Raw genomic sequence first — 25,299 nt, 5'->3', positions numbered from 1 at the left:
GACCATGCCGTATGCGACCGATCTTCTGATTATTCGACCCGATGATATTGATCTGGCGCGTTCGCCTTTGACGGGGCTTGAGGTCGACACCTATGTTCTGGGGGCGTTTAATCCTGGCCTGACCCGATTGGCCAATGGCAATCTGCTGTTGATGGTGCGGGTGGCAGAGGCGCTTAAGCCCCCCGCAAGAGATGGTTTTGTTCACAGCATTCGCTGGGATAATGGCTATAACCTTGATCGCTGGGCACTTAGTGACGTCGACACTACCGATCCGAGAGTATTTCGCCTCAAAAACAGCGCGTGGGATGTTCTGGGCCTCACATCGCTGTCGTGGCTGTTGCCGGTTGAGCTTAGCTCTGATGGCCTGAATGTGCTGGCATTCCATTATGACAAGGCCATAGCCCCTCACGCCAGCTTTCAATGTTATGGCACAGAAGACCCGCGCATCAGCAAGGTTGGCAATCGTTGGCTGATGACCACCTGTTCGGTCAGCCCGGAGCGGCATTCAACGACTCTTTACAGCTCTGACAATGGCCTCGACTGGCAATTTGAGGACATGGTTCTGGATCACCAGAATAAAGACATGCTGATTTTTGAGGGCTTGATCGACGGTGAATACTGGGCGCAGACCCGGCCCTTGGGCGACAACTATTTCACCTACGCCCCACATAGTCCCTGGCAGGCCGGCCCGTCTATTAATCTGGCGACCTCAAAAGACAGTCTCTATTGGAAGCCCTGCCGTCGTCCGGGCATCCGCCCCCGGGCCGGATCGCAGGTCAATGCCCGCATGGGTGGCGGCGCCCCGCCAATTCTTACCCCTGACGGCTGGTTAAGCCTGTGGCATGGTGTCGAAACGCACGGCAAGGTCGGTATTTACCGCACCTACTGGTCGCTACTGGCAACCGATGACCCTAGCCAGATTATTCATACCAGCAACACGCCGCTGATCGAGGCCAATCCCGTTCTGACGGAGCCCTTAAACGATCAGATGTACCTGCACGATATCGTGTTTACGACCGGCATTGTCGATGGCGGCGATCACTATATCGTCGCATCTGGCGAAGCCGATCTGGCCTGCCGCATTACCCATATCCCGAAATCGCTGTTCAGGCCGTAAGCCCTTTCATCGGTGCTATGGGCTCCGATCCCGGAAATACCGTTGATGACAAAGCCGCACCCGACACACCAAACTGATCTGCAGCAATGCCTTTGATAACAGCCCGCAAATCTGTGGTCGGCATCAAGTCACGGCCTTCATAAAGCTGCGCGTCCTTTAGCCCCGGCCAATTCCCGATCACCCGTCCGCCCTTAACCGCTCCACCGGCCAGAAAAGCCACGGTCCCGGTGCCATGATCAGTCCCCTTGGTGCCGTTAATATTGACCGTGCGTCCAAACTCAGTAACCACCAGAATCGTCGTATCCTGCCATACAGGGCCAAGCGTGGTCTCGAACGCGGCGATCGCCTGATCCAGTCCGCCCAAGAGCCTGGCCAGTCGCGGCAGTTCCTGAGTGTGCGTATCCCAGCCGTCAAAGGCGAGCGCGGCCATGCGCGGCCCTTCGGCTTGCGCCATCAGATTGGCCGCCCCCTGCGCCATCTGCACCATAACCGCCGGATCAGCCGAACCGCCGCGCGCATTGGTTTGCGTCATGTTGGCGGCGATTTTGCCGGTTTCAATACCCTCGGTCAGCACCTTGAGCAGCAGCGGATCGGACTGTTCATATAGCGCCATCAGTCGCAGCGGCAGATCGGGATCCACCGGCGCCAAACTAGACGGCGCCCAGCCCAGCACTTCGGCCTCACCCCGCATAACCAGTGGTGTGGTCGCGCCTACGCCCAGACCTTTGATGGGTATGGCTCGCCCTTTGGGCATGACGGTCAGCAGACGGTTCATCCAGCCAGATCGGGTATAGCCGGTCTTTTCATGGCCGGATTCCAGAACGTCTTGCCCATCAAAGTGCGATCGCTCGCGATACGGTGACGCCACGGCATGAACGACCGCGCCCTGCCCTGCCTTATACAACCTGGCAAACTGCGGCATGGCTGGATTGAGCGCAAACAGATCATTAAGCGACACGGCATCAGCTTTTATCGTCGCCAGATCGCCCCGCACACGCTCAAAATCGGGATCCCCCACCGGAGGCACGGCGCTTAAGCCATCGAGCGCGCCCCTTAAGATTATCGTCACAAAGCGCGGATCGCGTCCCCCGGCGGCATGTGCGGTGCCAAAGGCCCCAAAGGCAGCACTTGAGCCCATCAGGCCCAACAGATGACGGCGGTGTATACTCATCTTAGCGCCTCATAAATTCGGGAGACATGAACAGGATCGCCAGCCCCTGCGTGCGTGATTCAGCGCGGGCAATGGCTGTGCGGGTGGACTCACTTAACGCCGCGCCAAACAGAGACTGGCTGAGTTCACGGGCATCCAGACGTTCGGCCACATTGATCGACAGGCTGTTGGCGACTTCAAGCCGCGTGCTCAAACCTTCGGGAGATGCCCAGACATCAGCGGTATCAGCAAAGCCGTTTGGCCCCGGCGGCTCCCACAGCGGCTGCCCCATAGCCTTAAGCGACGCGACAATCGCAGCCGGCCTCATATTGGTATCACTGGCGCGCAGCATAGCGATCATGTGCTCTTGCGGGGAGCGTATCTTGGTCGGTTGCGGGGCCCAGCTTTCAGGCGCATCGATAAGGGCTGCATACACGGCTGTGAGATTTCCGCCACTCTCAGCGAAGCTTTTCTCAAGCTTGCTTACCAGTGACGGCGGCGGAGTATCCGCCACAAAATGACGGGCCAGCTTGTAGGCTATGTGCTTTGCGGTGGCCGGATGGCCCGCCAGATCACGCAGCACGGCAGTACCTTGCGCCTGCCCCGGTTGGTCATAGGTTTTGCCCATCACCGTCTGCGGGCCCGGTTCATGCTGATTGGCATTAAAACCAAACTGGCCGGATTTACGATCCACGCCCCAGCCAGTGATAACCTTGGCAAAGCTGGTGACATCGCTCTGAGCATAGCCGCCATTCACCCCAAGAGTATGTAATTCAAGGATTTCACGGGCCAGATTTTCATTTAAACCGCGCGCACCTTTGCGATTGGCGCGGGAATTAGGGCCGATCGACTGCTGGTTATCGAGATAGATCAACATGGCCGGATGACTTTCGGCAGCGACCAGCAGATCGGCGAAATTGCCAAAAATACGAGGGCGGATTGCCTCACGCTCATAGGCTCCGGCCAGAACCCCCACCGGCAAAGAGCGATTGGCCGCGACCGCGAAATGGTTGGCCCAGAACACAACCAGCCGCTCATTGAACCCGATGATCGGCGCCCGCAAAGTCCCGTCATAACGGGCAGCGACCTCATCGATAAATATCTGACGCCGCGGGTTTTCCGGCCCTTCCGGTGCTGATTTTGCCGCTTTCTTAGGCTTAACTGGCGCCATATTCGACGCCCCTGCCGCTTTAGGCGCCATATCCGTCATGGACATATCGCGTGAAGCTTCGGGCGCAGATCGATTATCCTTGCGCGCGGCCTGATAGGCATAGAGCGCATCGAGCAGTTGGGGGGAAGACGGCAAATGCGTCAGCAAATCCGGAACCACCATTTCAGCTTTGAGCGCCGCCTTAACATCTTTAATCGATGCTGCGCCGGCTTTGGATGCGCCCAGACCGAAGCGATTTAGCGCCATATGGGCTTGCAATGATCCCTCCACCCTTATCTCCTTCTACGCGCGTAGTCAGGTTATTCAGGATTACAGATCATACAAATCAGGCAAAAATCAGTCGCGTCAGGTTTGGCTAAATTTCCTCGACGAAGTACTCAATAAAGGCCTGCATACGGGCGTGGCGCAATTCGGCCATATCCTTACCGGCTTTGGTTTTGAACCCATCCGTCAGTTTAAGCAGCTTGGTGGTAAAATGATCGAGCGCAAAACTTGCATCATCCAGATCGCGTTCTTTTGCGACCGGATCTGCGGCATCATAAAGCGATGAGCCCATGCGTCCGGCGGTGTAAAAACAGCGGGCGATACCGACAAAGCCCAGAGCATCCAGACGGTCAGCATCCTGAAGAATTTTGGCCTCAAGTGTCTGCGGCGGGATATTGGCGCTGTAGCTATGGGCATGGATAGCATGATCAACCGCATCAAGATCAGCCTCATCCCAACCCAGCCGGGTCAGGATCTCACGCGCCTTGTCCGCCGCCAAACGTGACGCCCGCGACCGCTCAGGTGAATTTTTCTCAACCGCCACACAATCATGCAGCAGGACGGCCGCGGTCAGAACCCGCAAGCATCCACCTTCCAGAGCCTGCAAGGATTTCGCCAGCTTATAAACACGGATTAAGTGGGCAGCATCATGTGCGCCATCATTGGTCATGACGACGTGCGGCAACAAATCCTGCGCCAAGTCTTCAAATGGCGCGAACGCTTCGCTCAATTGTACGAATGACATCGACCCCGTCTCTTCGCTATTTTACGCTTCACTATGCGAAGAATCGTATACCGGCACTTTCGCAGTAAGGTCTATAAGCCACAACTTGTCAGGCCGCTATACACTTTTCCGGCGAATTAAGTTCGCACCCGCACATCACACCTAGATAGTGCCCAGTTAGTGTCCGTCAAAACTCACCAGGCTAACCACCTTAACCCCCTCAGCCTCAACCCGCTTTGAGCCGCCCAGATCGGGTAGATCAATGACAAAAGCCGCCCCCACGATCTGCGCGCCACCGCGACGCAACAGGTCGATACCGGCTATGGCCGTGCCACCAGTCGCAATCAGGTCATCAATGAGTAGCACCCGCTCACCCGACTCAATCGCATCAGAGTGCATCTCAATGATGTCCATGCCATATTCCAACTGGTAGGCGCTCTGTATGCGGTCATGGGGCAGCTTCCCCTTTTTGCGCAAGGGCACCACCCCTGCCCCCAGAATATGGGCCACAGCGCCGCCTAAGATAAAGCCGCGCGCCTCAATGCAGGCGACCTTATCAATGTCGACACCGGTGAACGCACCGACCAGTTCGTCAACAGCCAGAGTAAACGCCTGCGCATCTCCCAGCAAAGTCGTAATGTCGCGAAATATTATGCCGGGCTTAGGAAAATCAGGAATGGTGCGGATGCTGGACGCCAGTTTCATCAAAGTCTCTCAAAAGTTGTGCGCAGTTTATACGACTATTTTTCAGCATATTTACAACAAAAAAACCCGCCGAAATCTTCGACGGGTTTTTTGTTAATACGATTAAAAGGAGGCATGATGAGGCGAAAATGACTGACTTTCGAGTAACGCAGCGCAGCGTACTCAAGTACGTGAGCAGCGTAACGCAGGAAGGCGGTTATTTGCAGACCATCAGGGCTTCTTTTAGTGCTTTCCGCGCCAAACCATGCGGTAGGACGCATAGGTCAGACCGAAAAACAGCAACAGGTAGGCCAGAACCGCGACACCGGTTTTCTTGCGCAGCGTGGCTTTGGGTTCGCCCGCCCACTCAAGGAAGGCTGCGACATCGGCCGCCTGATGGCTCAGGGTCGACTCACGGCCATCATCGAACGTGACCTGACCGGCCGACAAAGGCGGGGCCATAGCCAGAACGCCACCAGCCGGCACATGCTTGTGATCACCAGACCACGCCGATGTCAAATCACCGGGGAAGTACGGATTATAGTGCTGACCTTCGGCAATCTTAAGCCCTGCCGGCGGTGCCTTGTAGCCGGTCAACAGCGAATAGACATATGACGCCCCGCCATGACGCGCCTTGGTTATGACCGACAGATCAGGAGGTACCGCACCACCATTGGATGCCGCAGCCGCTGCCGTATTCGGGAACGGTGCCGGGAAGCGATCCGAAGTTGTGGCCTTACGGGTAATGGCGTCACCGGTCTCAGAATCGATATCCGCCACCTCAAACTCAGAGGCGATCTGCTTTACGACCGGGTTGTCGTTCGGATTTTTAAACTTGGGGTCATAGAACGGGCCGTCTTTTTCGCCCAAATTGCGGAACGACAGCAGGTTCATCGAGTGACAGGCAGCGCAGACTTCGCGATATACCTTATAGCCACGCTGAAGCTGAGCCTGATCATAGGTGCCAAACGGCCCGGTAAAGCTAAAGCCTTCCTTGGGCTCATGGGCATGCTGGGCGCCACCGGCGGCCAGTGCAGGAACGGCACTGGCCATGACAGTAGCGGCAATCAGCGCGCCAACCGTTTTAAGACCGATCGTTTTTAGGGACTTCATGAACTTAGCCCTTTTTCTTGTTGTGTTCGGCCAGAACAGCCTCGGATATCGACGCAGGCACCGGCAGAGGATCTTCCTTCAGGCCGATCCACGGCATGATAAACAGGAAGAAAGCGAAGTAATACAGGGTGAACAGACGGGTCAGCCACAGATAGGAGTTCAACTGACCGTCGATCAGATTGAAGCTCGGGAAACCCGGAATGACCTGAGCGTCGGGAAGCTGCGCACCGCACCAGCCCAGACCAAGGCAGACGACGACAAAGATCACGAAGAACCAGCGCATGACGGGACGATAACGCATGGACTTGACCTTGGACGTATCCAGCCACGGCAGCGCAAAGATAACCGCAATCGCCCCGAACATAGCCACAACACCGAGGAATTTATCCGGAATAGCGCGCAGGATGGCGTAGAACGTCAAGAGATACCATTCAGGCACGATGTGCGCAGGGGTCACCAGCGGATTGGCCTGAATATAGTTGTCCGCATGGCCCAGAGAGTTCGGCATGAAGAACACGAATACCGAGAACAGGAACAGGAAGGCAATGATCGCCACACCGTCCTTAACGGTCGCATAAGGTGTGAACGGAACCGTATCTTCTTTGGATTTGATTTCTACGCCAGCCGGATTGTTCTGACCGGATACATGCAGGGCCCAGATGTGCAGGATAACGACACCGGCAATCACGAACGGCAACAGATAGTGCAGCGAGAAGAAGCGGTTCAGCGTCGCCTGATCAACCGCAAAGCCGCCCTGCAACCAGGTCAGGATCGGCGTGCCGATAACCGGAATAGACCCGATCAGGTTAGTGATCACGACCGCGCCGTGGAACGACATCTGGCCCCAGGGCAGGACGTAGCCCATAAAGGCCGTGGCGATCATCAGGAAGAAGATAATGCAGCCCAGAATCCACAGGACTTCGCGCGGCGCCTTATAAGAGCCGTAATAAAGACCGCGCAGCATGTGAACGTAAACGGCAAAGAAGAACATCGACGCGCCGTTAGCGTGGACATAACGGATCAGCCAGCCATAGTTCACGTCGCGCATGATACGCTCAACGCTGTTGAAGGCGTAATCGATATGCGGCGTATAGTGCATTGCCAGAATAATGCCGGTGATGATCTGAACCGCCAGACAGACGGACAGAATACCGCCGAAGGTCCACCAGTAGTTCAGGTTTTTCGGCGTCGGATAATCGACAAAGCTGTCATAGGCCAGCCGCACGATGGGCAGACGGGAATCGAGCCACTTCTCAATGCCGGTCTTAGGTACGTAGGTAGAAGGATGATCGCTCATGGTGTCCTCTTGTCCTTAACCGATTTTGACGCGGGTATCGGTCAGGAAGTCATATTCCGGCACGACCAGATTGGTGGGCGCAGGCCCTTTGCGGATACGGCCCGATGTATCATAGTGCGAGCCGTGGCACGGACAGAACCAGCCACCGTAATCACCGGCACCAAAGGTCGGCACGCAACCCAGATGGGTGCAGGAACCGACAAGAATGAGCCACTGCTCCTTGCCGGCCTTGACACGCTCGGCATCGGTTTGCGGATCCTTAAGCTCTGATAGCGGGGTATCTTCCGCGGCCTTGATCTCAGTAGCGTTACGGCTACGGATAAATACCGGCTTACCGCGCCACTTGATCACGACCTGCTGGCCTTCCTGTACCTTGGTCAGGTCGAACTCGGTCGACGCCAGAGCCAGGGTATCGGCGGCAGGGTTCATCTGCGCCACCAGCGGCACGGCAATAGCGCCCACCGTACCGACGGCCGCAGCGCCTGCGGCTATGTAGATAAAATCGCGGCGCGACGGATCGTCATGACCCGCAGCGGCTGCATTTTCAGGTTCGCTCACCTTGCCACCTCATATTAATCCTCAGCCACAACGATTTAACGACAAAGCGTCAAATAGCCATAGCCCGCCCCGTTCATAGCCGAAGCGCAAAAAATCACAAACCGTCCATCCACCGATTCCGTTAAAAATTTAACCCAAATCGACATTTATCGGCTTTCAAATCCGTCTATAACCACAATTGCGGGATGGATTCAAACCCGTAGTCCGGAAAAGCTTCAGAAATATGCGTTTTGTTTTATACCAGCCTGATATCCCCCAAAATCTGGGCAGCGCCATACGTCTGGCGGCTTGTCTTGAGGTCAGCCTTGATATTATCGAGCCTTGCGGCTTTCCACTTAATGACAAAGCCATCAAGCGCGCGGCTATGGATTATGGGGGGTGCGCTGATGTGTCGCGGCATGATTCGTGGGAAAAATTCAAAATCTGGCGCGCAACCGAAGCCCCGACATCTCGGGTAATCCTGTTCACCACGAAATCTGCGGCGCCCTACTGCGACTTTTTGTTTCAGCCTGATGATATTCTGCTGTTCGGGCGCGAAAGTGCGGGCGTGCCGGAGGATGTTCATGCCTATGCCGATGCCCGCCTGTTTATCCCTATCAGCGCTCAGGCCCGATCAATCAATGTGATTAATTCAGCCTCTATGGCGCTGGGGGAAGCCCTGCGACAAACAAGCACCTTTCCCGTCAGGCCATGATCGGCCTATACAGCGCCCATATTTATACCTCAGAGCCTGACCATGACCCAAGCTGCCCTCACCGCCCCCGATGTTTTAGCCGAACGCCAAAAAGCCGCCGCGACATGGTTTCGGTCGCTGCGTGACCGTATCTGCGCGGCGTTCGAAGCCCTTGAGGATGAGGCCTCTCCATCGCTTTACACGGGGGATGCGGGCCGGTTTGTGCGCACACCCTGGCAACGGGCTGAGGGCGGTGGGGGCGAGATGTCGATGATGACCGGCCGCCTGTTTGAAAAGGTCGGGGTTCATATCTCCACAGTTCACGGCACGTTTAGTCCTGAGTTCGCCAAAACCATTCCCGGCGCCGAGGATGATCCGCGCTTTTTCGCCACCGGCATCAGCCTGATTTCCCACATGACCAATCCGCGCGTGCCCGCGGTGCATATGAATACGCGTTACATCTGCACCACCAAGGGCTGGTTTGGCGGCGGTGCTGACCTGACGCCGCTGCTGGCGGTTGACAGATCACAGGATGCGCCCGATGCGGCTAAATTCCATCAGGCGTTCAAACACACCTGCGATCAATACGGCGCGGACTATTATGAGCGCTTCAAAAAATGGTGCGATGAATACTTCTTCCTGCCCCACCGCAATGAGCCACGCGGCATCGGCGGCATATTCTATGATCACTTCAACAGCGGCGATCATGAGGCTGATTTTGCCTTCACGCAGGCGGTGGGCGAGACGTTCTTAAACATCTATCCCGCAATTGTGCGTGACCGCTTTAATGAACCGTGGTCTGAGGCTGAGCGCGAAGAACAATTGATCCAGCGCGGGCGCTATGTGGAGTTTAACCTGCTCTATGACCGCGGCACGCTGTTCGGGCTGAAAACCGGCGGCAATGTCGAGTCGATCCTGTCGTCTATGCCGCCCGTGGTGAAGTGGCCATAATCGTAAATTGGTTTCATTCGGTTGGCGTAAGAAAAAAGTCTACCTGTTTGCAGGTGATATGAACACACCCCCAACTGCCTTCCAGATGGTACCGATCGTCACAGACTAAAAAGGAATCTATTTCACCAAAATCCACTGTTCCGTCAGGATCTACCGATCTTGCAGCGTCAAGGGTTTTTCGGCTCCATTCAATCGTGGCAATATTTGAAAAGCATAAACTTCCCGCACTATAACAATAGCGTTCACCTAGCTTTGGTTTTTGATAATGCCAGTGGCTTTCGGTAAGAACCGCGCTTAAATTAAAAACCAGCTTATCGCCAACTTCTGCAATATCCGAAACATAACTATCTTCGAGATAGACGTGTTCAAGGGCTTTAATTGCCTCATGATAGGGACGCCAACTCACGCAGCTAGAAACCGCGAAATCAGCTTTAAGATATCCTGGCTATGGCCCTGTTCCTGAAGCGTTATCAGGGCTGAATCGACCAGTTCTTCGGTAATGCGTACACCCCGGCGGGATTTCAGCAGATCACTAGCAAAATCGGCACAGAACTCGGGGTGGCACTGGAATGAGATCGCCTTACGGTCGGTGTAGTACAGTGCCCCATGCGGCGTGAACTCAGAGCCCGCCAGCACAATGGCATTGTCCGGCTTTTTGACCACCTGATCCTGATGAGTGACCGCGACCTTGATGGCCCGATGTGCGCCGTCGGTCAGGGTACTCCAGATATCGCCGTCATGGATGGTGTATTCATGAAGCCCGACACCCCAGCCTTTGTGGGATTTTTCAACATGGCCGCCCCAGGCCTGCGCCATAACCTGATGGCCAAAGCAGATACCGACAACCGGCACATCGGCCCGCAGCGCTTTCAGCCAGTCAATCAGGGCCGCAATCCACGGATCACTTTCATAAACACCTGCAGGTGATCCTGTGATGACCACACCGCGAAAGTCCTCATTCAGATCCGGCAGTTCGCCGTCCAGCGTCTTAAACACCCGAAAGGCGCGCTCCGGCTCATGCAGCTTTTTCGCAAACATGTCGGCATAGGTGCCGTAGGTCGCATCAAGACCTGCAGGCGGAATACCGGTTTCCAAAATGGCGACATAACTCATGACACATCAACCCAAAGCCGCAATGCTTACTCGCCGCTTATTTTTGGTGGTTTGCCAAGTTCGTCAAGGGCGCGATCTATCACGGTTTGTGAGAAATCATGTGCGCACCACTCCGCCTCGATGCGCTTAAGCGTCTGACCAAGGTAAGGGCCTGCCTCAATGCCAGCAGCCATAAGATGCCGCGCCGTCAGCGGAAATTCCGGAACTGTCATATTATCAATCGCCGCTATCGGCCCTGCAAGATCGGCCCCGGTCTGCGCATGGGTGAGATAGGCTTCATCCGTCACAGCCTCGCGCCCGTAATCATAGAGCACGCGCCGCAGCGGATAGCCTTCCTCCATCGCCCGCCTCACCTTAACTACAGACTCAAATCTTTGCCGGGCGCGATTTGATACTCTTAACCTTGAAAGCACATCGTTGACGGCTGACACATGCCCATTGAAATACGCCAGTCCGTCATAACTTTGGGCCAGCAGAGCCATAAACCGCCGCTCAATATCGCTGGTCGCCTGAACCATCCGCGCCAGTACATCCGATTGCGCCGGATCGTACCTAAGCCCCGGCAAGATGTGCGACATGATACCGGCGTCCCATATTCGGTTAAACACAGTCGGCGCACCATCATAGACCAGCATCTTGATCAGCTCTTGAAGCAGGCGCTCCCCCGACAAGCCATCGATACCGTATCTCAGTCGAATGCAGGCCTCCAGAGACTTCGCATCAAGAGTTTGCGCATAAGCCGCTGAAAACCTGAAAAATCTCAAAATTCGCAGATAGTCCTCGCGGATGCGCTGCTCAGCCTCACCGATAAAGCGCACCACGCGGGCTCTAGCATCCTCAAGGCCTTTACCGGTCGGATCGTAGACCTGACCACGAATATCGGCATAAAGCGCATTTAGGTAAAAATCGCGTCTTTGGGCGTCTTCGGCCCAGTCCGTCGTGAAACTAACCACGGCCCGCCGGCCATCGGTTTCCACATCGCGCCGCAGAGAGGTGATCTCGTAGGTTTCACCATCCACAACCGCCGTAATGGTGCCAAACGCCTTACCGGTCGGGATGTTGCGAATACCGGCGGCGTCAAGAGCGGCTTCGGTGTCATCAGGCGTCAGTTGGGTCGACAGGTCAAAATCGCTGACCGGCAAACCCATGATCAGATTACGCACAGACCCGCCGACAAAGCGCGCACACCCTGCCCCGCCCTTTGCCTCCAGCGCGGTAAAGACATCAAGGGTCGCTCCGGTGCACATGGAGGCGGGCAGATCAAGTTTCATCAATATTGATTCCGATACATAATCGGACGAGTCTAAATCAGGCTCGGTTTAAGATCAAATGACTGTGCGCCAACAACGATCTGATCCTCCTGCACATCCGCCATCTCAATCAGCCTGTACCACGCAGCCCGCGTCACCCGCGCCCACAAATTATGGCGCACTCTGATCCGTGGTCGCAAATCTTCACCATCAAAGGCCAGCGGATGCTCTGCCCCTAATGTCACACGATCATTCTGGTCTGTGATGAAAACCAGCGCTTCCCCCTCACGATCGAAATCAACCGCTGAAAATGGCAAATCTTCGACCGTAATTTTCAGTTTTTCAACCGGCGTGATCAGGTAATAGCCATCTTTATCATGGCGCAATAGCTTGGAAAACAAGGATATCAATGATTGACGATCAATTCTCACGCCTTCGTGCCACCACGCACCGTCTGCGCGAATGACAATATCTATCTCACCGCACAGCTTTGGGTTCCAGAACTCTACCGGATAGCCCTCAACCGGGGCGAACCGGCTTTCCAGATCAGCGCCGGACACTGACCTTACCCGTAAGCGGCGCCGCCCCCTGCGCATAGGCAATCAGGATACGCTTAGGGTCGGCAGGCCCCGGCAGGGAGACCTGCGCCCGCTCAAACCCAAACCGCTTGAAATAGTCAAAATCCCCGACCAGAAGCACTGCACTCAGGCCTTTGGCGAATGCCTTATCCAGTGCAGCTTCAACCAATTGCGAGCCAATCCCCCCGCCCTGCACGGCCGGATCGACCGTAATCGGCCCCAGAAAGGCCACTTCGGTGACCGTGTCACCATCATCAGATTTTACGACTACCGGCCATAACCTGACGGAGCCCATAAGGGTTTCCCCCTTCATGGCGACCAGACTAAGGTCGGGGCATGGGTGATTACCCTCACGCAGACGCTCAGCCGTCTTGACGTAGCGACCGGGACCAAAAACCTTATAGATAAGGTTATTTATAGCCGACTCCTGATGCGCCGCCTCCGGCATGACCACCAGTGCGTTTGTCGTGTCGCTGTAAAGATATGCGTCCAAGGGCAAATCCGTAACCTCAACCTGATCCGGCCAAATAAACTATCAGGTGCCGGGAGCGCGCGATTTATAACGCACGGGTATCCGCGTCAAATCAATTAGACCGTCAAACTGTGACAACTCTATGGTGAGCCTTGGCCATCAGGCGGATTTTTTCATAAAGGCGGTAAAGGCTTGCGCCGCTTCGGGGGATGCCAGTTGCTCCCGGAAAATGCGCCCCTCCTCTACAATAACGGCCCACAGATCGTCAGGATCGCGCATCAGGGATTTCGTGTGACGAAGCGCCGACGGCGACAATTTGGCCAATCTCCGCGCCGCAACCATAGCCGCCCCTAAAACGTCATCGTCAACAACCGCCGTCGCCAGATTAAGCCGCAGCGCTTCGGGGGCTGTCACCACCTCACCCAAGGTCATCCACGCAAAGGCCCGCTGGTGGCCGACAAGTTTTGGCAAAAGACGACTAGAACCCGCCTCCGGCACCAGACCAAGCTGCACAAACGGCAGGGATAAGCGCGCATCTGATGATAAATATACCAGATCGCAATGCAGCAGCAGGGTAGTGCCGACCCCTACGGCCTGCCCCTGAACCGCGGCCACAAGTGGCTTAGGGAAATAATTGATAGCTTTCAGGAATTGAAAAACCGGCAAGTCCTCAACACCGCCATTCATGAAGCCCGATTGCATAAAATCAAGGATGTCATTGCCGGCGCAAAAATCACTGCCTTCGGCGCTTAGAACCACAGCCTTCACCTGAATATCTGCTGCCGCGGCATGAATATGCTCACTCAGAGCCCGATACATATCCGACGTCAGGGCATTCTTTTTCGATGCGCGATTGAGGCGCACATGGACGATGCCATCCGTATTTTCACTCAGAATCCACTCACTCATGACGTTTCCCAAAGCCTTCGGCTTATGCCGATATAGAATTTTTATTTTCAGCGGTCTTTAAACATTACGCAGCGCCTTTAAGGTCTTGCCATGCTTAGGCCATATCCTGTAGGCAGTCTGCGCATAAATATGACAACACCACCCCTTATAAGCCGGGTCAAGGCCGTTGCGCTGAGGTATTTCAAAACACTCTCTCGGGAAACTACGATGAACATTTTCTCAATAGCCCGCAAACTTCCGGCGATGCTTGCGGCCACTGTGCTCGTCATGGGCGCGGGTCAGGCACTGGCCGCTGACGTGAAGGTGACGGATAAAACCCGTGCCAAGGGCATGGCCGATGCGCCTGCAATTCTTAGTGCCAGCGGCGCGCCCTGCCAGATCGCCGACGCCCACCATGTTGGTGAAAGCAATGTCACCACTGCCGACGGCAAAAAAAGCAAGGTGATGGTCTACGAAGTCGCCTGTCAGACCGGGCCGGGTTATATTCTGGCCAAAAATCCGGACAATACCGCCACTGCCTTTAACTGCACTCAGGCAGCATCGCAAAATGCCCTCGACCCCAAGGCCACAAAGTGCGTTCTGCCGGGTAATGCAAAGCACTATGCCTGGCTGCAATCATCCGTTCAGACTCTGGGTTCGCCCTGCGTGGTTAACAATGCCCGCTGGATAGGCAGCAGCGATGAAGCGAAATTAGACCGCTATGAGCTGGGTTGTGAATCCGGCGTGGGCGGCGTGCTTGATCTGGCACGCACCGGATCGACGGCTAAGACGTCCTTTGATAACTGCCTTGTCATGGAACAGCGCAAAGTGACCTGCCAGTTCACCACCCGCGAACAGGCGCTGGCGGTCATTAAGCCCTTGGCCGAAAAAGCGTCAGCTTCCTGTCAGGTCAACAACTCACGCCTGATCGGACGCGTAGTAGCTGATAATGAAGACTACTATGAATTTGGCTGCGCCAATGAGCCGGGCTTTCTAGTTCGCGCCAAATCCAGCGGCGAATATGTCGCCAAAATCAGTTGTGCCAATGCGGGGACTTTGGGCCCGTGCCAATATACGGATGCCGCATCCCTGACCGCCTCTCAGAACGCAACCTACACCAAAGTTCTGGCCGCTGCAGGCAAGCCATGCACGGTCGAGTCATATAATGTCATCGGCACACAAACCCAGACCAATCGTGACTTTGTTGAGTTTAAATGTCCGGAACAGGTCTATGGTCTGATGGGCTTCATCCCTAATGAAGGCTCGACCGCAAAGATCGACATATTCGATTGTTATGCCGGTGTCGCCCGTAAGCGCGAATGCAGCCTGACGCCGGCCACGGTACTGACGGCTCACCTTGATAAACTGGCTAAGGCCGACAAAAAGGATTGTGACGTCAAAGAAGTCCGTTATGCCGGCGTGACCGATTCAGACGGCATTCTTGTGGAACTGGCCTGCACTAATAAGCGTGGTTATGTGGCCGCACTCAGCAAGACCCGCACGTCGTATGAGGATATTGTCGCCTGTAATATCGCCAAGAACCGTCCGGGTTACGAGACCTGCAAAATCCCCGGCAACGGCACCTATGTTTCGGACGTTCAATAAAACAGCCAATTTCGCTAAGCAAAGACCCCCGCAGGACAACATCCTGCGGGGGTCTTTGTTTATAGGTCACGATCCGTAAATCGTGAGATTTGAGTCATATAATAGCTGACAAGCGACGCAGGTACATTAGGTACCTGCTAGCGAAGGCTGCGTATTAGATGACCAAAGACCACGATTTACAGGGTTTCCATGAAGCGGCAGGACTCCCCCCTTGACGGCAGAACGATCTCGTCGTCACGCATGACCACCTTGCCACGGATGATGGTCGCCTTGGGCCAGCCGTGGGCCTCAAAACCATCAAACGGCGTCCAGCCGCAGCGTGAGCGCATATTTTCGTGCTTTAAGATACGCTTATGGTTCATATCGACCAGAGTAATGTCAGCATCATAGCCTTCGGCCATACGGCCCTTGCCCGCCACACCAAACACGCGCTGCGCGCCCGCCGAGGTCAGGTCGACCAGCCGCTCCAGCGACAGCTTACCGTTATTAACGTGGGTCAGCATAACCGGCAGCAAGGTCTGCACCCCCGGCATACCCGATGGTGAGGCCGGATAAGGCTTTGATTTTTCTTCCAGCGTATGGGGCGCATGATCGGACCCCAGCACATCGGCAACGCCCTGAAGGATACCGCGCCACAGGCCATCAACATGGTACTGATTGCGGATCGGGGGGTTCATCTGAGCCAGACCTTTGAGGCGCTCATAGGCTTCCGGCGCCACCAGAGTCAGGTGCTGCGGCGTGATCTCGACGGTGGCGATATCCTTATTCTTGGACAGGAAATCGATTTCTTCGGCAGTCGTCACATGCAGGACGTGAATGCGCTTCCCCGCCTCACGCGCCAGACGCACCAGACGATGGGTCGACTGAATGGCAGATTCCGCATCACGGACATAGTCATGGCTGGTCCAGTCATTTTCTCGCGCCAGCGGGCGGCGCTCGGCCAGACGATACTCGTCCTCAGAGTGGAAAGTCGCGCGGCGATTGACGGCCTTCAGCACCGCCGCTACCCCCGCGTCATCGGCAATCAGCAGGGAGCCGGTCGAGGCCCCCATAAACACCTTGACGCCGCAGCAGCCTTTCAGGCGCTCCAGTTCGGCCAGATGATGGATGTTTTCATGGGTGCCGCCGACATAAAAGGCATGGTCACAGTGCATGCGGTGATGGGCGCGCTTCAGCTTATCCTCAAAGGTCGCCACGTCGATGGTGTTGGGGTTGGTGTTGGGCATTTCAAACACCGCCACGACCCCACCCATGACCGCGGCCTGAGAGCCGGTTTCCAGATCTTCCTTCCACTCAAGGCCCGGCTCACGGAAATGCACCTGCGTGTCGATCACGCCGGGCATGGCCAGCAGACCAGAAGCATCAAACACCTCACCGGCGTCTGTCGCATCAAAATGGCCAAAGCCCGCGAACTTGCCGTCCTTGATGGCGATATCGCCCATGCCACGCCCCGCATGATTGATGATATCGGCATTTTTGATAATCATATCGTAAGTGGGCATGGCGGGCTCCGTTCGGTTTGATTTATGGCGGCGTATTACACCTTTTGAGGGGGACTAGGCCAGACATTTTACCGTGTTTAGTCCGCCGTTTAAGCCTTGCGGTCACGCCGGAACACGCCCAAATAAGGCTGAGATTTTCAGGATAACCTAATGACCCAGATTGCCGCCCTGCCCCACCGCGCCCTGATCGGGTTTACCGGCCCGGATTGGGCTAAATTCTTACAAGGCCAGTCCACGATCAATCTCGATAAGATTATGGCCGATGTGGATGACGGTAAGCTGAACCAGCTATATTACGCTGCCTTCCTGACCCCTCAGGGCAAGATGATCACCGATGCCTTTATCTATACGGTCTCAGCCGAAGAAGCCTGGCTCGATATTCCATGCGATCTGCGTGATGAGATGTTTACGCGGCTGAACCTTTATAAGCTGCGGGCCAAAATCACCTTATCGAAATTGGATAACCCTGTGTTTGCGGCCTTTGGCGGCCCCCTGCCCGGGGGCTTTAGCGAAGACCCCCGCGCGGCCATTATCGGTCAGGACGGAGGCCTTGGCCTCAGCTATGCCCCACAAACGCCCACGGCCGACATCAGCGTGTGGAAAGACTATCGCCTGACGCATGGCCTGAGTGATCCGGTATTCGATTATCCGCGTGAATATGTGTATCCCATCGACGCCAATCTCGATCTTTTGGAAGCGATCGACTTCAAAAAAGGCTGTTTTGTCGGTCAGGAAACCACCTCACGGATGAAACGCCGCGGTCAGATCAAGAACCGTATTCTACCCCTCAAAACCATTACCGATGTGCCGTTTGAAACCGAAGTCCTGAACGGTGAACGCCGGGCTGGTGAGATTGTCGCCTCACAGGCGCCGCGTGCTTTGGGCCTGATGCGGCTGGACCGCATCGACGGCCAATTGACGGTCAATGGCCATGCCGCCTCACTTGACATCCCTGACTGGTTGCAGCCCCATATCGCGGTCGCTAACCCCGCTGGATAAACCCTATGCCCAGCCTCAAACGATGTCCTTGGGCCGAAGCCCATCCCGAATACGGCCCCTACCATGATCATGAATGGGGTACGCCGGTTTATGATTCGCGCGCCCTCTATGAAAAGCTGGTGCTGGATGGCTTTCAGGCGGGGCTATCGTGGATCACGGTCTTGCGTAAACGCGACGCTCTGCGTGAGGCATTTCAGGGCTTTGATCCGCAGATTGTCGCCCGCTTTGATGAGATGGATGTCGAGCGATTGATGAATGACGCCCGCATCATCCGGTCACGTGCCAAGATCAACTCAGCCATTCATAATGCGCGGGTTACCCTGAAACTGCGCGATCAGGGGATTGAGCTGTGCGATCTGATCTGGGGCGCGCAAGGCTACAGGCCTCAGGTCAACCACTACACCGAAAACACTCAAATCCCGGCGCAAACTGACGCCTCAGTCGCCCTGTCGAAGCTGTTGAAATCCAAAGGCTATAAGTTTTGCGGCCCGACCATTGTCTATGCCTTCATGCAGGCGGTGGGTCTGGTCAATGATCATCTGATAAGCTGTGACCGTCACCAGACCCTTAAGCTCATTTAGTGGGTGCTTTCGCTAGTTGTGTCATTGGCCCCATATGACCAGTGCTTGATAAAGAACGACAACACAAACAGGCCAATACCTAAGCCCACGCCCCAAAGGCCGATGGTCCAGAACACATCCAGCGACGATTTAAGGGCTGCTGCCTGATCCAGCACCTGCCCGCCGACGGTAGCGGTCGAGGTATGGCCGGCAATGATACCCGCCAGATACTGAGCAGCCGATGAGGCCAGGAACCAGATCGCCATCATGGTCGAAACAATCACCGGCGGCGACAGCTTGGTGATCTGCGACAGACCGACCGGCGACAGGGCCAGTTCACCCCAGGTATGCAGCAGATAGGTCATGGCCAGAAACACCAGCGGCACCCGGAAGGCACCATCGGCAAAGTTCGCGCCCCACACCAGAAGCAGGAAGCCAAGGCCAACATTGACCAGACCGAACGAGAATTTCTTGACTGGATCGGGATCAGCGCCACGGCGTCCGAGGAACGTGAAGATGGCCGCAAATACCGGCGCGAAGATCAGGATAAAGCCCGAATTGAATGACTGCACCTGAGACGCGGTCAAGGTCATATCGACTAGGGTATAGCCCGCAGGCAGCGTAAGTGCTGCCAGTTGGTCAGGTGTCGCCAGCACAACCGTATGACCCAGCAGGTTCAGGACAAGAGGCGCATCAATCAGGCTGAGGTTGGTATTGCGCGCGGCAAACAGGTTCAGCGATGACCCCGCCTGTTCAAACAGGGTCCAGAAAATCACCGATGCGAAGATCAGCACAAAAGCCAGCCCAAGGCGGAAATTCTCAACCTTTGAATAGCGCGTGATCATGCAGAAAATAACATAACCAAGAATCAACAGGGACGCGGCACCAAGCACCCATCCGACCACATCGTTGCGCTGAACCATGAAATAAATCAGCGGCAGGGCCAGAATGGAAACGCCGTAGATCAGCCATTCCTGATTAATCGGGCCGGCCACCTGTTTTTTAAGCTGCTCCGGGGCCGGCGGCTCACCATTACCCTGAAGCCACGGCTTACCTATGACAAACACCACAAGGCCCGCCAGCATCCCAAGTCCGGCCAGACCGAAGCCATAACCCCAGCCATAGGTTTCCCCCAAAAGGCCACACAAAATAGCCGCCCAGAAGCCGCCCAGATTGATGCCGTAATAATAGAGGGTAAACCCTGAATCGCGGCGGGGGTCTTTGTCAGGATAAAGCTGGCCCACAATCGACGAAATATTGGGCTTAAGGTAACCCACCCCCATAATGATCAGCGAAATCGACAGGAAGAAGGCATGTTCAGCCCACGGCGTGATTTTCTTGACACCCGTTTCAAACGATCCGGCCTCAAGCACCGGCGGCAGAGCCGAACCGGCAGGCAGCCCCACGATCTCAAGGCCACCTGTTTTGGTCGGCGCCACAGCATAGGCCTCATCCCCCACCTTCAGCAGCGGGTTGGACATATGATTGCCCTCAAGGACAAACTCATAGGTCGCGCCCTGATGCGTCAGGGTCTGCACGTTCGGTGAGCCTTCCAGCGCCATCCCGCCGTGCCCCAGCACCAGAAGCAGCGCACCGAACACAATCGCCTTACGTGTACCCAGATATTTATCGGCCATCAACCCACCGATCAGCGGCAGGAGATAAACGAGAGTCGTATATGACGCATATTGCTGGCTGGCTTTTTCATCACTGAACAGAAAATGCTTGGTCAGGTAAAAGATCAGCAGCGCCCGCATACCGTAGTAGGAAAAACGCTCCCACATTTCGGCAAAAAACAGGACAAACAGCCCCTTAGGGTGCCTGCGCATCTGATTAATGACGGGGATCGCCGTCAGGATCGTGATAATAATGCCGGCGGCGATAACGATATTTATCATTCTGCTTAGGTCTCTTTGTGAGGCTGACGCAACATTTTATACGTTATACGAAATTTGTCGTATATACGTCACGAAAAGAACAGCAAAATAAAATTTTGGCAAGTCAGATTGTTTCAATCGGGACGATCGAGATAATTTTAGTACGCATATTCCCGGTACAGGTGAGATACGTCCCCGCCCCAGCGCCCGTGATAGGCCTCCAAAAGCCGCTCGGCGGGGGTGATTCCGCTTTCGGCTATCTCGAACAGTTCGCCAAGATAGCCCGTTTCATCGACCAGACCACCAGACAGACGATTCCGGCGCTTTAACCCCTCACGAGCGATATTGAGTGTCTCAATCGCAATTTCCTGAACCGGTCGACCGGCGATCGAGCCTTTCAGGCCGGTTTTTGCGGCCATACCGCGCAAGGTATCATGATCTTCCAGGCTCCAGCCCTTGACCATATCCCAGGCGGCCTCAAGTGAGGTTTGATCATACAGAAGTCCGGCCCACAGCGCAGGCAGTGCGCATATCCGGCTCCAAGGTCCGCCATCAGCGCCACGCATTTCCAAGTATTTCTTCAGACGCACTTCCGGGAACAGGGTCGTCAGGTGATCGGCCCAGTCGTCGATATTGGGCAGTTCACCGGGCATAGCGGGCAACTCCCCCTTCAGGAACGACCGGAAACTTTGGCCCGAAGCATCGATGTAGCCGCCATTGGGTGCACCATAGCGTTTGACGAAATACATAGGCACATCAAGGGCATATTGCGCATACTTCTCAAATCCGAAACTATCATCGAACACAAAACCCAACATACCGGTGCGGTCGGCATCGGTATCGGTCCAGACATTGGCCCTTGCCGACAGAAAGCCGTTGGGCTTGCCTTCGGTAAACGGCGAGCAGGCGAATAAGGCCGTCGCAATAGGCTGCAAAGCCAGCGATACCCGAAACTTCAAGATCATGTCCGCTTCGGACGAATAATCAAGATTGGCTTGAATGGTCGAGGTGCGCAGCATCATGTCCAGCCCCAAGCCGCCAACCTTGGGCATATAGCTGCGCATGATGTTATAGCGACCTTTGGGCATGACCGGCGTTTCCGCCCGCGACCAAAGGGGCGAAAAGCCTACGCCCAGGAAACCAAGGCCGATTTCAGAGGCCACGGCCTTCACCTCTTCAAGGTGTTGACCGGTTTCACTGCAAATATCGTGAACAGTCTCTAGCGGCGCACCGGACAGTTCAAACTGCCCGCCGGGTTCCAGTGACACCGAAGCGCCGTCACGCAGCAGAGCAATGACATTGCCATCTTCAAATACCGGCGTCCAGCCAAACCGCTGAAGTCCCTCCAGCATCGCCTTAATACCGCTTGGGCCTTCGTAGGTCGGGCGGCGCAAGGTCTTCAGGTCAAAAACAAATTTTTCATGCTCGGCACCAATGCGCCACGCCTCGCGCGGTTTGCAGCCGCTTTCGAAATAGGCGATCAGTTCCTCATGGCTCTCTATAGGCTTTGAAATTTCCTTTAAGGCCATGAAGCACCCATATATCTGTAAGTCTTTGAAACTGTAACCGGAAAGGTTCCGGCTCTATATGTGCGGGTCTTTTGTTTTATACAAGCGCCCCGGCGCATATTCTTTTGACATTACGTGCATGAACCGCCCGTGCGCGGCAATAAAGCGAGAAAATCTAAAGTGACCTTACCGCCAGTCACCGCAGACCGATTGATATAGTGTCAATGCACTGATGGCGGCGGTATCTGCCCGCAGGATTCGCGGGCCCAGATTAACCGCAACAGTGTGCGGCAGTGCTTTAAGCGTGTCGCGCTCAACCTCATCAAACCCGCCCTCAGGCCCAATCAATATGGCCGCCGGCCCCGTAATATCCTTCAGGACGGTGAGCATCGACGGGATTGAATTTCCGGCATGGGTTGAGTCTTCATCCCCATAAATCAACGCAATATCCGTATTTTCCTGAAGCCATTTCTCAAGTTTCACCGGTGCCAGAACTTCCGGAACATCAAGGCGTTCGGTTTGCTCGGCCGCTTCCTGTGCGATCATTTGCAGCCGCCCGACATTGGTGTGATCAGCATTGGTCCGCCGCGTAATCAACAATTGAATTTTCGCCGCGCCCAGTTCCGTCGCTTTTTCGATAATGACTTCCAACCGGGCCCGTTTGACCAGCGCAATCAGTAATACCGGGCCAGACACATCGGGCTGCGGCCTGATCTGTTCAACCAGTTCGAGATGACAGGCCTTCTTCGTCAGGGTGTCAATGCGCGCCCGCCATTCGCCGTCGATACCGTTGAATATGGCGACCTCATCCCCGACGCCGAGGCGCATAACTGCCCCCAGATAACGGCTTTGGTCAATATTGAGCGGAATGACCAACCCGACGCTATAGGCCCCGTGTTGCTCTTGAATAAATAGTCGGATCATAGCCGGTATCTAGCGATTTAAGGCGCTGGCTTCAATCGCGAAGTGATGAAGTCGTCAACCGCTGAGGTGTAGGGCCCTGGCATGCCCAAAGTCCGGTTGATCTCTTCGTGTGTCAGGTTCTGCGGCAGGATGATCATATCGTGCCCGGCCTTAGTCACCTTGGCTTTAAACGCATTGGCTTCGACGCACGGTTTATCCTTACGCTGCGATGAACAGACCACCATCATCGGCACCGCCTTCGGTGTCCACTGATCCATAGGCGACGCCTTAAGCCAGTAGGTCTTATCCGCCCCGAAGGCTTCGTCATAGAACCCCAGATGGCGGCGCTCCATGATCGACGGCACACTCATAACCGCCGAATCCAGCACCACAGTACCACGCCAGTTGGCGCCAACCATAGGCGGATTGGACGACAGTAATGCGACTATATGCGCCCCTGCGGAATGCCCCATAAGGACGATCTTATCAGGACTCCCGCCCCATGTGGTCGCATTTTTCTGCGTAAATCGCATAGCGGCGGCCACATCCTGCGCCTGTTCATAGGCCATAGCCTCAGGCAACAGCCTGTAATTAACGCTGATGAAAATATAGCCTTTGGGCAGCCAGTATTTCAGCTTGTTCTCTATCGAGCCGCTATTGGCCTTGTCCCCGATTTTCCAGGCCCCACCATGTACCATGACAATTACGGGCGCATCTCTGGCATCGGCTGGCACATAAACATCCATAGCCTGTTTTGGACTATCGCCATACGATAAGGTCAGTTTGCGAGCCCCCGGTGAAATAGCAGCCACATCAATCACCTGGCTCTCAACAGCCTTTTTAGCTTCCAGTCGCGCTTTGATCCGCTCTCTAACGGGACCGGCGTCCGCAACTCCGGCCAGCAGGGTCGCCAGTATGGGTAATATCCAAAATCTTTTCATCATCAGGCCTTTTTGGGTGACTTCTGAGATATTCCGGTAAAAATTCAGGGTTAAGGTTTTCAGACTTTCCTTCAAATTACCATTGATCTTATCACGTGAATTTGAATAGATAGCGACAGCAAAAGGCAAGGTTCAGGCCCTTGCCGCTTTGGGGGTAGTGTTTGTAATGAAACTGACGGCGACCACGCTATTGCTATGCCTGCTATCTGCGGCACTGGTGATCGGCAGCCTGTTCGGCTACGCCCGCCCTCTGCCCTTTTTAAGTGAGCACAAATACTGGCTGATGAGTGGTGGCTGGGCCGTACTGTTTTTGGGATTTGTATTCAAGGGCGAGTGAGGATTACGGCCCCACAGCCTCATCAATAGCCAAAGCCACCTGTAAGGCTTTCAGCGCTTCTGCGCCGGTCGCCAGCGGCTTGGCCCGCTCACCCCGCACCGTATCCAGAAAGCGGAATACGCTGGTGCCGAGCGGATCTTTGGCAATCTCAGCCTCGGCAAAGTCAGCATTCAGGGCAAATGGTGTTGTGTTCTCAAACTTGCGCGTCAGAAAATCAATATTGACTTCACCGCTGGGATACACCAACCGCATGGTGCGTTCGCGCGCCTCAGCCATGCGTGAGGCTTTGAAGGTCGCGACAAAACCATCGTCGAATTTAACCTCAGCCGTCATCTCATCGGCACCAGTCGCTTTGTATCCTTCCGCCTGACGATAACGAGCTGTGGCGTCTACACCGCCTGCCTCCCCGTGCGCTAAACTTAAACCCAGATCGAGATCGTGGATCATCAGGTCGAGCACAACCGACACATCCAAATTTCGTGTGCTAACCGTACCGTTACGCACCGCCTCAAGGCTTAGCGGGGCCTCAGGGACATCATAAAGGCCCATAGCTTCGAATACCGCCCGCTCCTGATGGCCGCAGGCCAGCACAAGATTTTTTGAAGCAGCCAGCGACACCATCGCTTCACCATCATCAACCGTGATAGCCAGCGGCTTTTCGACATAGACATGCACCCCGGCCTCAAGCGCCTTTAAGGCCACCTGCGCATGGGCAAAGGCAGGGGTGGCAATGGTAATCACATCAAGCTGCGCCAGAAACGCGCCCAGTTCATCGCCGCCAAAAGCCTGACAACCTTGCGCCTCTGCTAGAATCTGCGCCCGCGACCTATCAAGGTCATATATACCCACAAACTCAATATCGTCGGCCTGCTTATACTTACCGCTATGATAGCCGCCAAAAACACCGGCACCGGCCACACCGGCCTTCAAAATTCTGGACATAAATTACCTCATCGGCCCCTGACCGTTCCGGTTTTTACACAGGTTCATCCACGGATTGGAAACACATTTTGCGTGAGGGCGGCACAAATTCACAATTATGGGCTTTTTCCCCCTCCCTCATC

The 25,299-nt window shown here is 55.3% G+C and carries 26 protein-coding genes; 7 read left to right on the top strand and 19 right to left on the bottom strand.

What is annotated here, in order from left to right:
• Positions 1-4: 4 nt before the first annotated feature.
• Complete coding sequence (locus PQU98_RS00385; RefSeq protein ID WP_272742906.1) at positions 5-1,117, top strand: glycoside hydrolase family 130 protein; 1,113 nt, start codon at positions 5-7, stop codon at positions 1,115-1,117.
• Here PQU98_RS00385 and PQU98_RS00380 read toward each other — a convergent pair.
• From PQU98_RS00380 to petA, 7 genes are all read right to left on the bottom strand, one after another.
• Positions 1,107-2,288 carry a DUF1501 domain-containing protein gene (locus tag PQU98_RS00380; protein ID WP_272742905.1) on the bottom strand — a complete coding sequence of 394 codons (1,182 nt, stop codon included), beginning with the start codon at positions 2,286-2,288 and terminating at the stop codon, positions 1,107-1,109. The two genes, PQU98_RS00385 and PQU98_RS00380, sit on opposite strands and share 11 nt — an antisense overlap.
• A gap of 1 nt (position 2,289) precedes the next feature.
• Positions 2,290-3,684 (bottom strand): DUF1800 domain-containing protein, encoded by a 1,395-nt coding sequence (locus tag PQU98_RS00375; RefSeq protein ID WP_272742904.1) that lies wholly within the window; start codon positions 3,682-3,684, stop codon positions 2,290-2,292.
• 109 nt (positions 3,685-3,793) lie between these two features.
• A complete protein-coding gene (locus tag PQU98_RS00370) occupies positions 3,794-4,447 on the bottom strand; it encodes an HD domain-containing protein (protein WP_272742903.1) in 654 nt (217 codons plus the stop codon).
• A 156-nt stretch (positions 4,448-4,603) separates the two neighbouring features.
• Positions 4,604-5,131, bottom strand: a complete 528-nt coding sequence (locus PQU98_RS00365) for an adenine phosphoribosyltransferase (protein ID WP_272742902.1) — start codon at positions 5,129-5,131, stop codon at positions 4,604-4,606.
• A gap of 222 nt (positions 5,132-5,353) precedes the next feature.
• Entirely contained in the window at positions 5,354-6,223 is an 870-nt protein-coding gene (locus tag PQU98_RS00360) for a cytochrome c1 (RefSeq protein WP_272742901.1), read from the bottom strand.
• 4 nt (positions 6,224-6,227) lie between these two features.
• On the bottom strand, positions 6,228-7,520 hold the full coding sequence (locus tag PQU98_RS00355) for a cytochrome b (protein WP_272742900.1): 1,293 nt from the start codon (positions 7,518-7,520) through the stop codon (positions 6,228-6,230).
• Positions 7,521-7,535: 15 nt separating this feature from the next.
• A complete protein-coding gene (gene petA, locus PQU98_RS00350; protein ID WP_272742899.1) occupies positions 7,536-8,078 on the bottom strand; it encodes a ubiquinol-cytochrome c reductase iron-sulfur subunit in 543 nt (180 codons plus the stop codon).
• A 223-nt stretch (positions 8,079-8,301) separates the two neighbouring features.
• On the opposite strand from petA, the gene PQU98_RS00345 reads away from it, so the two are divergent.
• Together PQU98_RS00345 and hemF are read left to right on the top strand one after the other, a co-directional pair.
• Complete coding sequence (locus PQU98_RS00345) at positions 8,302-8,772, top strand: tRNA (cytidine(34)-2'-O)-methyltransferase (protein ID WP_272742898.1); 471 nt, start codon at positions 8,302-8,304, stop codon at positions 8,770-8,772.
• Positions 8,773-8,814: 42 nt separating this feature from the next.
• A complete protein-coding gene (hemF, locus tag PQU98_RS00340) occupies positions 8,815-9,702 on the top strand; it encodes an oxygen-dependent coproporphyrinogen oxidase (protein WP_272742897.1) in 888 nt (295 codons plus the stop codon).
• 13 nt (positions 9,703-9,715) lie between these two features.
• On the opposite strand, the gene PQU98_RS00335 is transcribed toward hemF, so the two are convergent.
• From PQU98_RS00335 to PQU98_RS00310, 6 genes are all read right to left on the bottom strand, one after another.
• A complete protein-coding gene (locus PQU98_RS00335) occupies positions 9,716-10,108 on the bottom strand; it encodes a hypothetical protein (RefSeq protein ID WP_272742896.1) in 393 nt (130 codons plus the stop codon).
• A complete protein-coding gene (locus tag PQU98_RS00330; RefSeq protein WP_272742895.1) occupies positions 10,105-10,815 on the bottom strand; it encodes a type 1 glutamine amidotransferase in 711 nt (236 codons plus the stop codon). The genes PQU98_RS00335 and PQU98_RS00330 overlap by 4 nt, the downstream gene beginning before the upstream one ends.
• 26 nt (positions 10,816-10,841) lie before the next feature.
• On the bottom strand, positions 10,842-12,086 hold the full coding sequence (locus tag PQU98_RS00325; protein ID WP_272742894.1) for a CCA tRNA nucleotidyltransferase: 1,245 nt from the start codon (positions 12,084-12,086) through the stop codon (positions 10,842-10,844).
• Positions 12,087-12,118: 32 nt separating this feature from the next.
• The gene (locus PQU98_RS00320) at positions 12,119-12,625 is read right to left on the bottom strand and encodes a DUF1285 domain-containing protein (protein WP_272742893.1); all 507 of its coding nucleotides are present in this window, start codon (positions 12,623-12,625) and stop codon (positions 12,119-12,121) included.
• A complete protein-coding gene (locus tag PQU98_RS00315; RefSeq protein WP_272742892.1) occupies positions 12,612-13,136 on the bottom strand; it encodes a GNAT family N-acetyltransferase in 525 nt (174 codons plus the stop codon). Before PQU98_RS00315 ends, PQU98_RS00320 begins: the two co-directional genes overlap by 14 nt.
• A gap of 138 nt (positions 13,137-13,274) precedes the next feature.
• On the bottom strand, positions 13,275-14,024 hold the full coding sequence (locus PQU98_RS00310; protein WP_272742891.1) for an enoyl-CoA hydratase: 750 nt from the start codon (positions 14,022-14,024) through the stop codon (positions 13,275-13,277).
• A gap of 207 nt (positions 14,025-14,231) precedes the next feature.
• Here PQU98_RS00310 and PQU98_RS00305 point away from each other — a divergent pair, with 207 nt between their 5' ends.
• Positions 14,232-15,608: a hypothetical protein gene (locus PQU98_RS00305; RefSeq protein ID WP_272742890.1), complete on the top strand. Its 1,377-nt coding sequence runs from the start codon at positions 14,232-14,234 to the stop codon at positions 15,606-15,608.
• 176 nt (positions 15,609-15,784) lie between these two features.
• On the opposite strand, the gene PQU98_RS00300 is transcribed toward PQU98_RS00305, so the two are convergent.
• Positions 15,785-17,110, bottom strand: a complete 1,326-nt coding sequence (locus tag PQU98_RS00300; protein ID WP_272742889.1) for a dihydroorotase — start codon at positions 17,108-17,110, stop codon at positions 15,785-15,787.
• A gap of 150 nt (positions 17,111-17,260) precedes the next feature.
• Between PQU98_RS00300 and ygfZ the strand changes: the two genes are divergently transcribed.
• A complete protein-coding gene (gene ygfZ, locus PQU98_RS00295) occupies positions 17,261-18,109 on the top strand; it encodes a CAF17-like 4Fe-4S cluster assembly/insertion protein YgfZ (protein ID WP_272742888.1) in 849 nt (282 codons plus the stop codon).
• Between the two features lie 5 nt (positions 18,110-18,114).
• Positions 18,115-18,690 (top strand): DNA-3-methyladenine glycosylase I, encoded by a 576-nt coding sequence (locus PQU98_RS00290; RefSeq protein ID WP_272742887.1) that lies wholly within the window; start codon positions 18,115-18,117, stop codon positions 18,688-18,690.
• Here the strand turns inward: PQU98_RS00290 and PQU98_RS00285 are convergent.
• The 4 genes from PQU98_RS00285 to PQU98_RS00270 all read right to left on the bottom strand — a co-directional run bounded on the left by PQU98_RS00285 (position 18,687) and on the right by PQU98_RS00270 (position 24,027).
• On the bottom strand, positions 18,687-20,567 hold the full coding sequence (locus tag PQU98_RS00285) for a peptide MFS transporter (RefSeq protein ID WP_272742886.1): 1,881 nt from the start codon (positions 20,565-20,567) through the stop codon (positions 18,687-18,689). The two genes, PQU98_RS00290 and PQU98_RS00285, sit on opposite strands and share 4 nt — an antisense overlap.
• A gap of 137 nt (positions 20,568-20,704) precedes the next feature.
• Entirely contained in the window at positions 20,705-22,075 is a 1,371-nt protein-coding gene (locus PQU98_RS00280; RefSeq protein WP_272742885.1) for a glutamate--cysteine ligase, read from the bottom strand.
• 165 nt (positions 22,076-22,240) lie between these two features.
• On the bottom strand, positions 22,241-22,978 hold the full coding sequence (locus PQU98_RS00275; RefSeq protein ID WP_272742884.1) for a 16S rRNA (uracil(1498)-N(3))-methyltransferase: 738 nt from the start codon (positions 22,976-22,978) through the stop codon (positions 22,241-22,243).
• A gap of 17 nt (positions 22,979-22,995) precedes the next feature.
• A complete protein-coding gene (locus PQU98_RS00270) occupies positions 22,996-24,027 on the bottom strand; it encodes an alpha/beta hydrolase (protein ID WP_272742883.1) in 1,032 nt (343 codons plus the stop codon).
• Positions 24,028-24,064: 37 nt separating this feature from the next.
• Here PQU98_RS00270 and PQU98_RS00265 point away from each other — a divergent pair, with 37 nt between their 5' ends.
• Positions 24,065-24,235, top strand: a complete 171-nt coding sequence (locus PQU98_RS00265) for a hypothetical protein (RefSeq protein ID WP_189486701.1) — start codon at positions 24,065-24,067, stop codon at positions 24,233-24,235.
• Positions 24,236-24,238: 3 nt separating this feature from the next.
• Here PQU98_RS00265 and PQU98_RS00260 read toward each other — a convergent pair whose 3' ends face one another.
• Positions 24,239-25,177: a Gfo/Idh/MocA family protein gene (locus tag PQU98_RS00260; protein WP_272742882.1), complete on the bottom strand. Its 939-nt coding sequence runs from the start codon at positions 25,175-25,177 to the stop codon at positions 24,239-24,241.
• Between the last annotated feature and the right edge of the window lie 122 nt (positions 25,178-25,299).

It is taken from the genome of Asticcacaulis machinosus, from assembly GCF_028550435.1.
Classification (GTDB): domain Bacteria; phylum Pseudomonadota; class Alphaproteobacteria; order Caulobacterales; family Caulobacteraceae; genus Asticcacaulis; species Asticcacaulis machinosus.
This window is presented reverse-complemented; position numbering and strand designations above follow the sequence as displayed.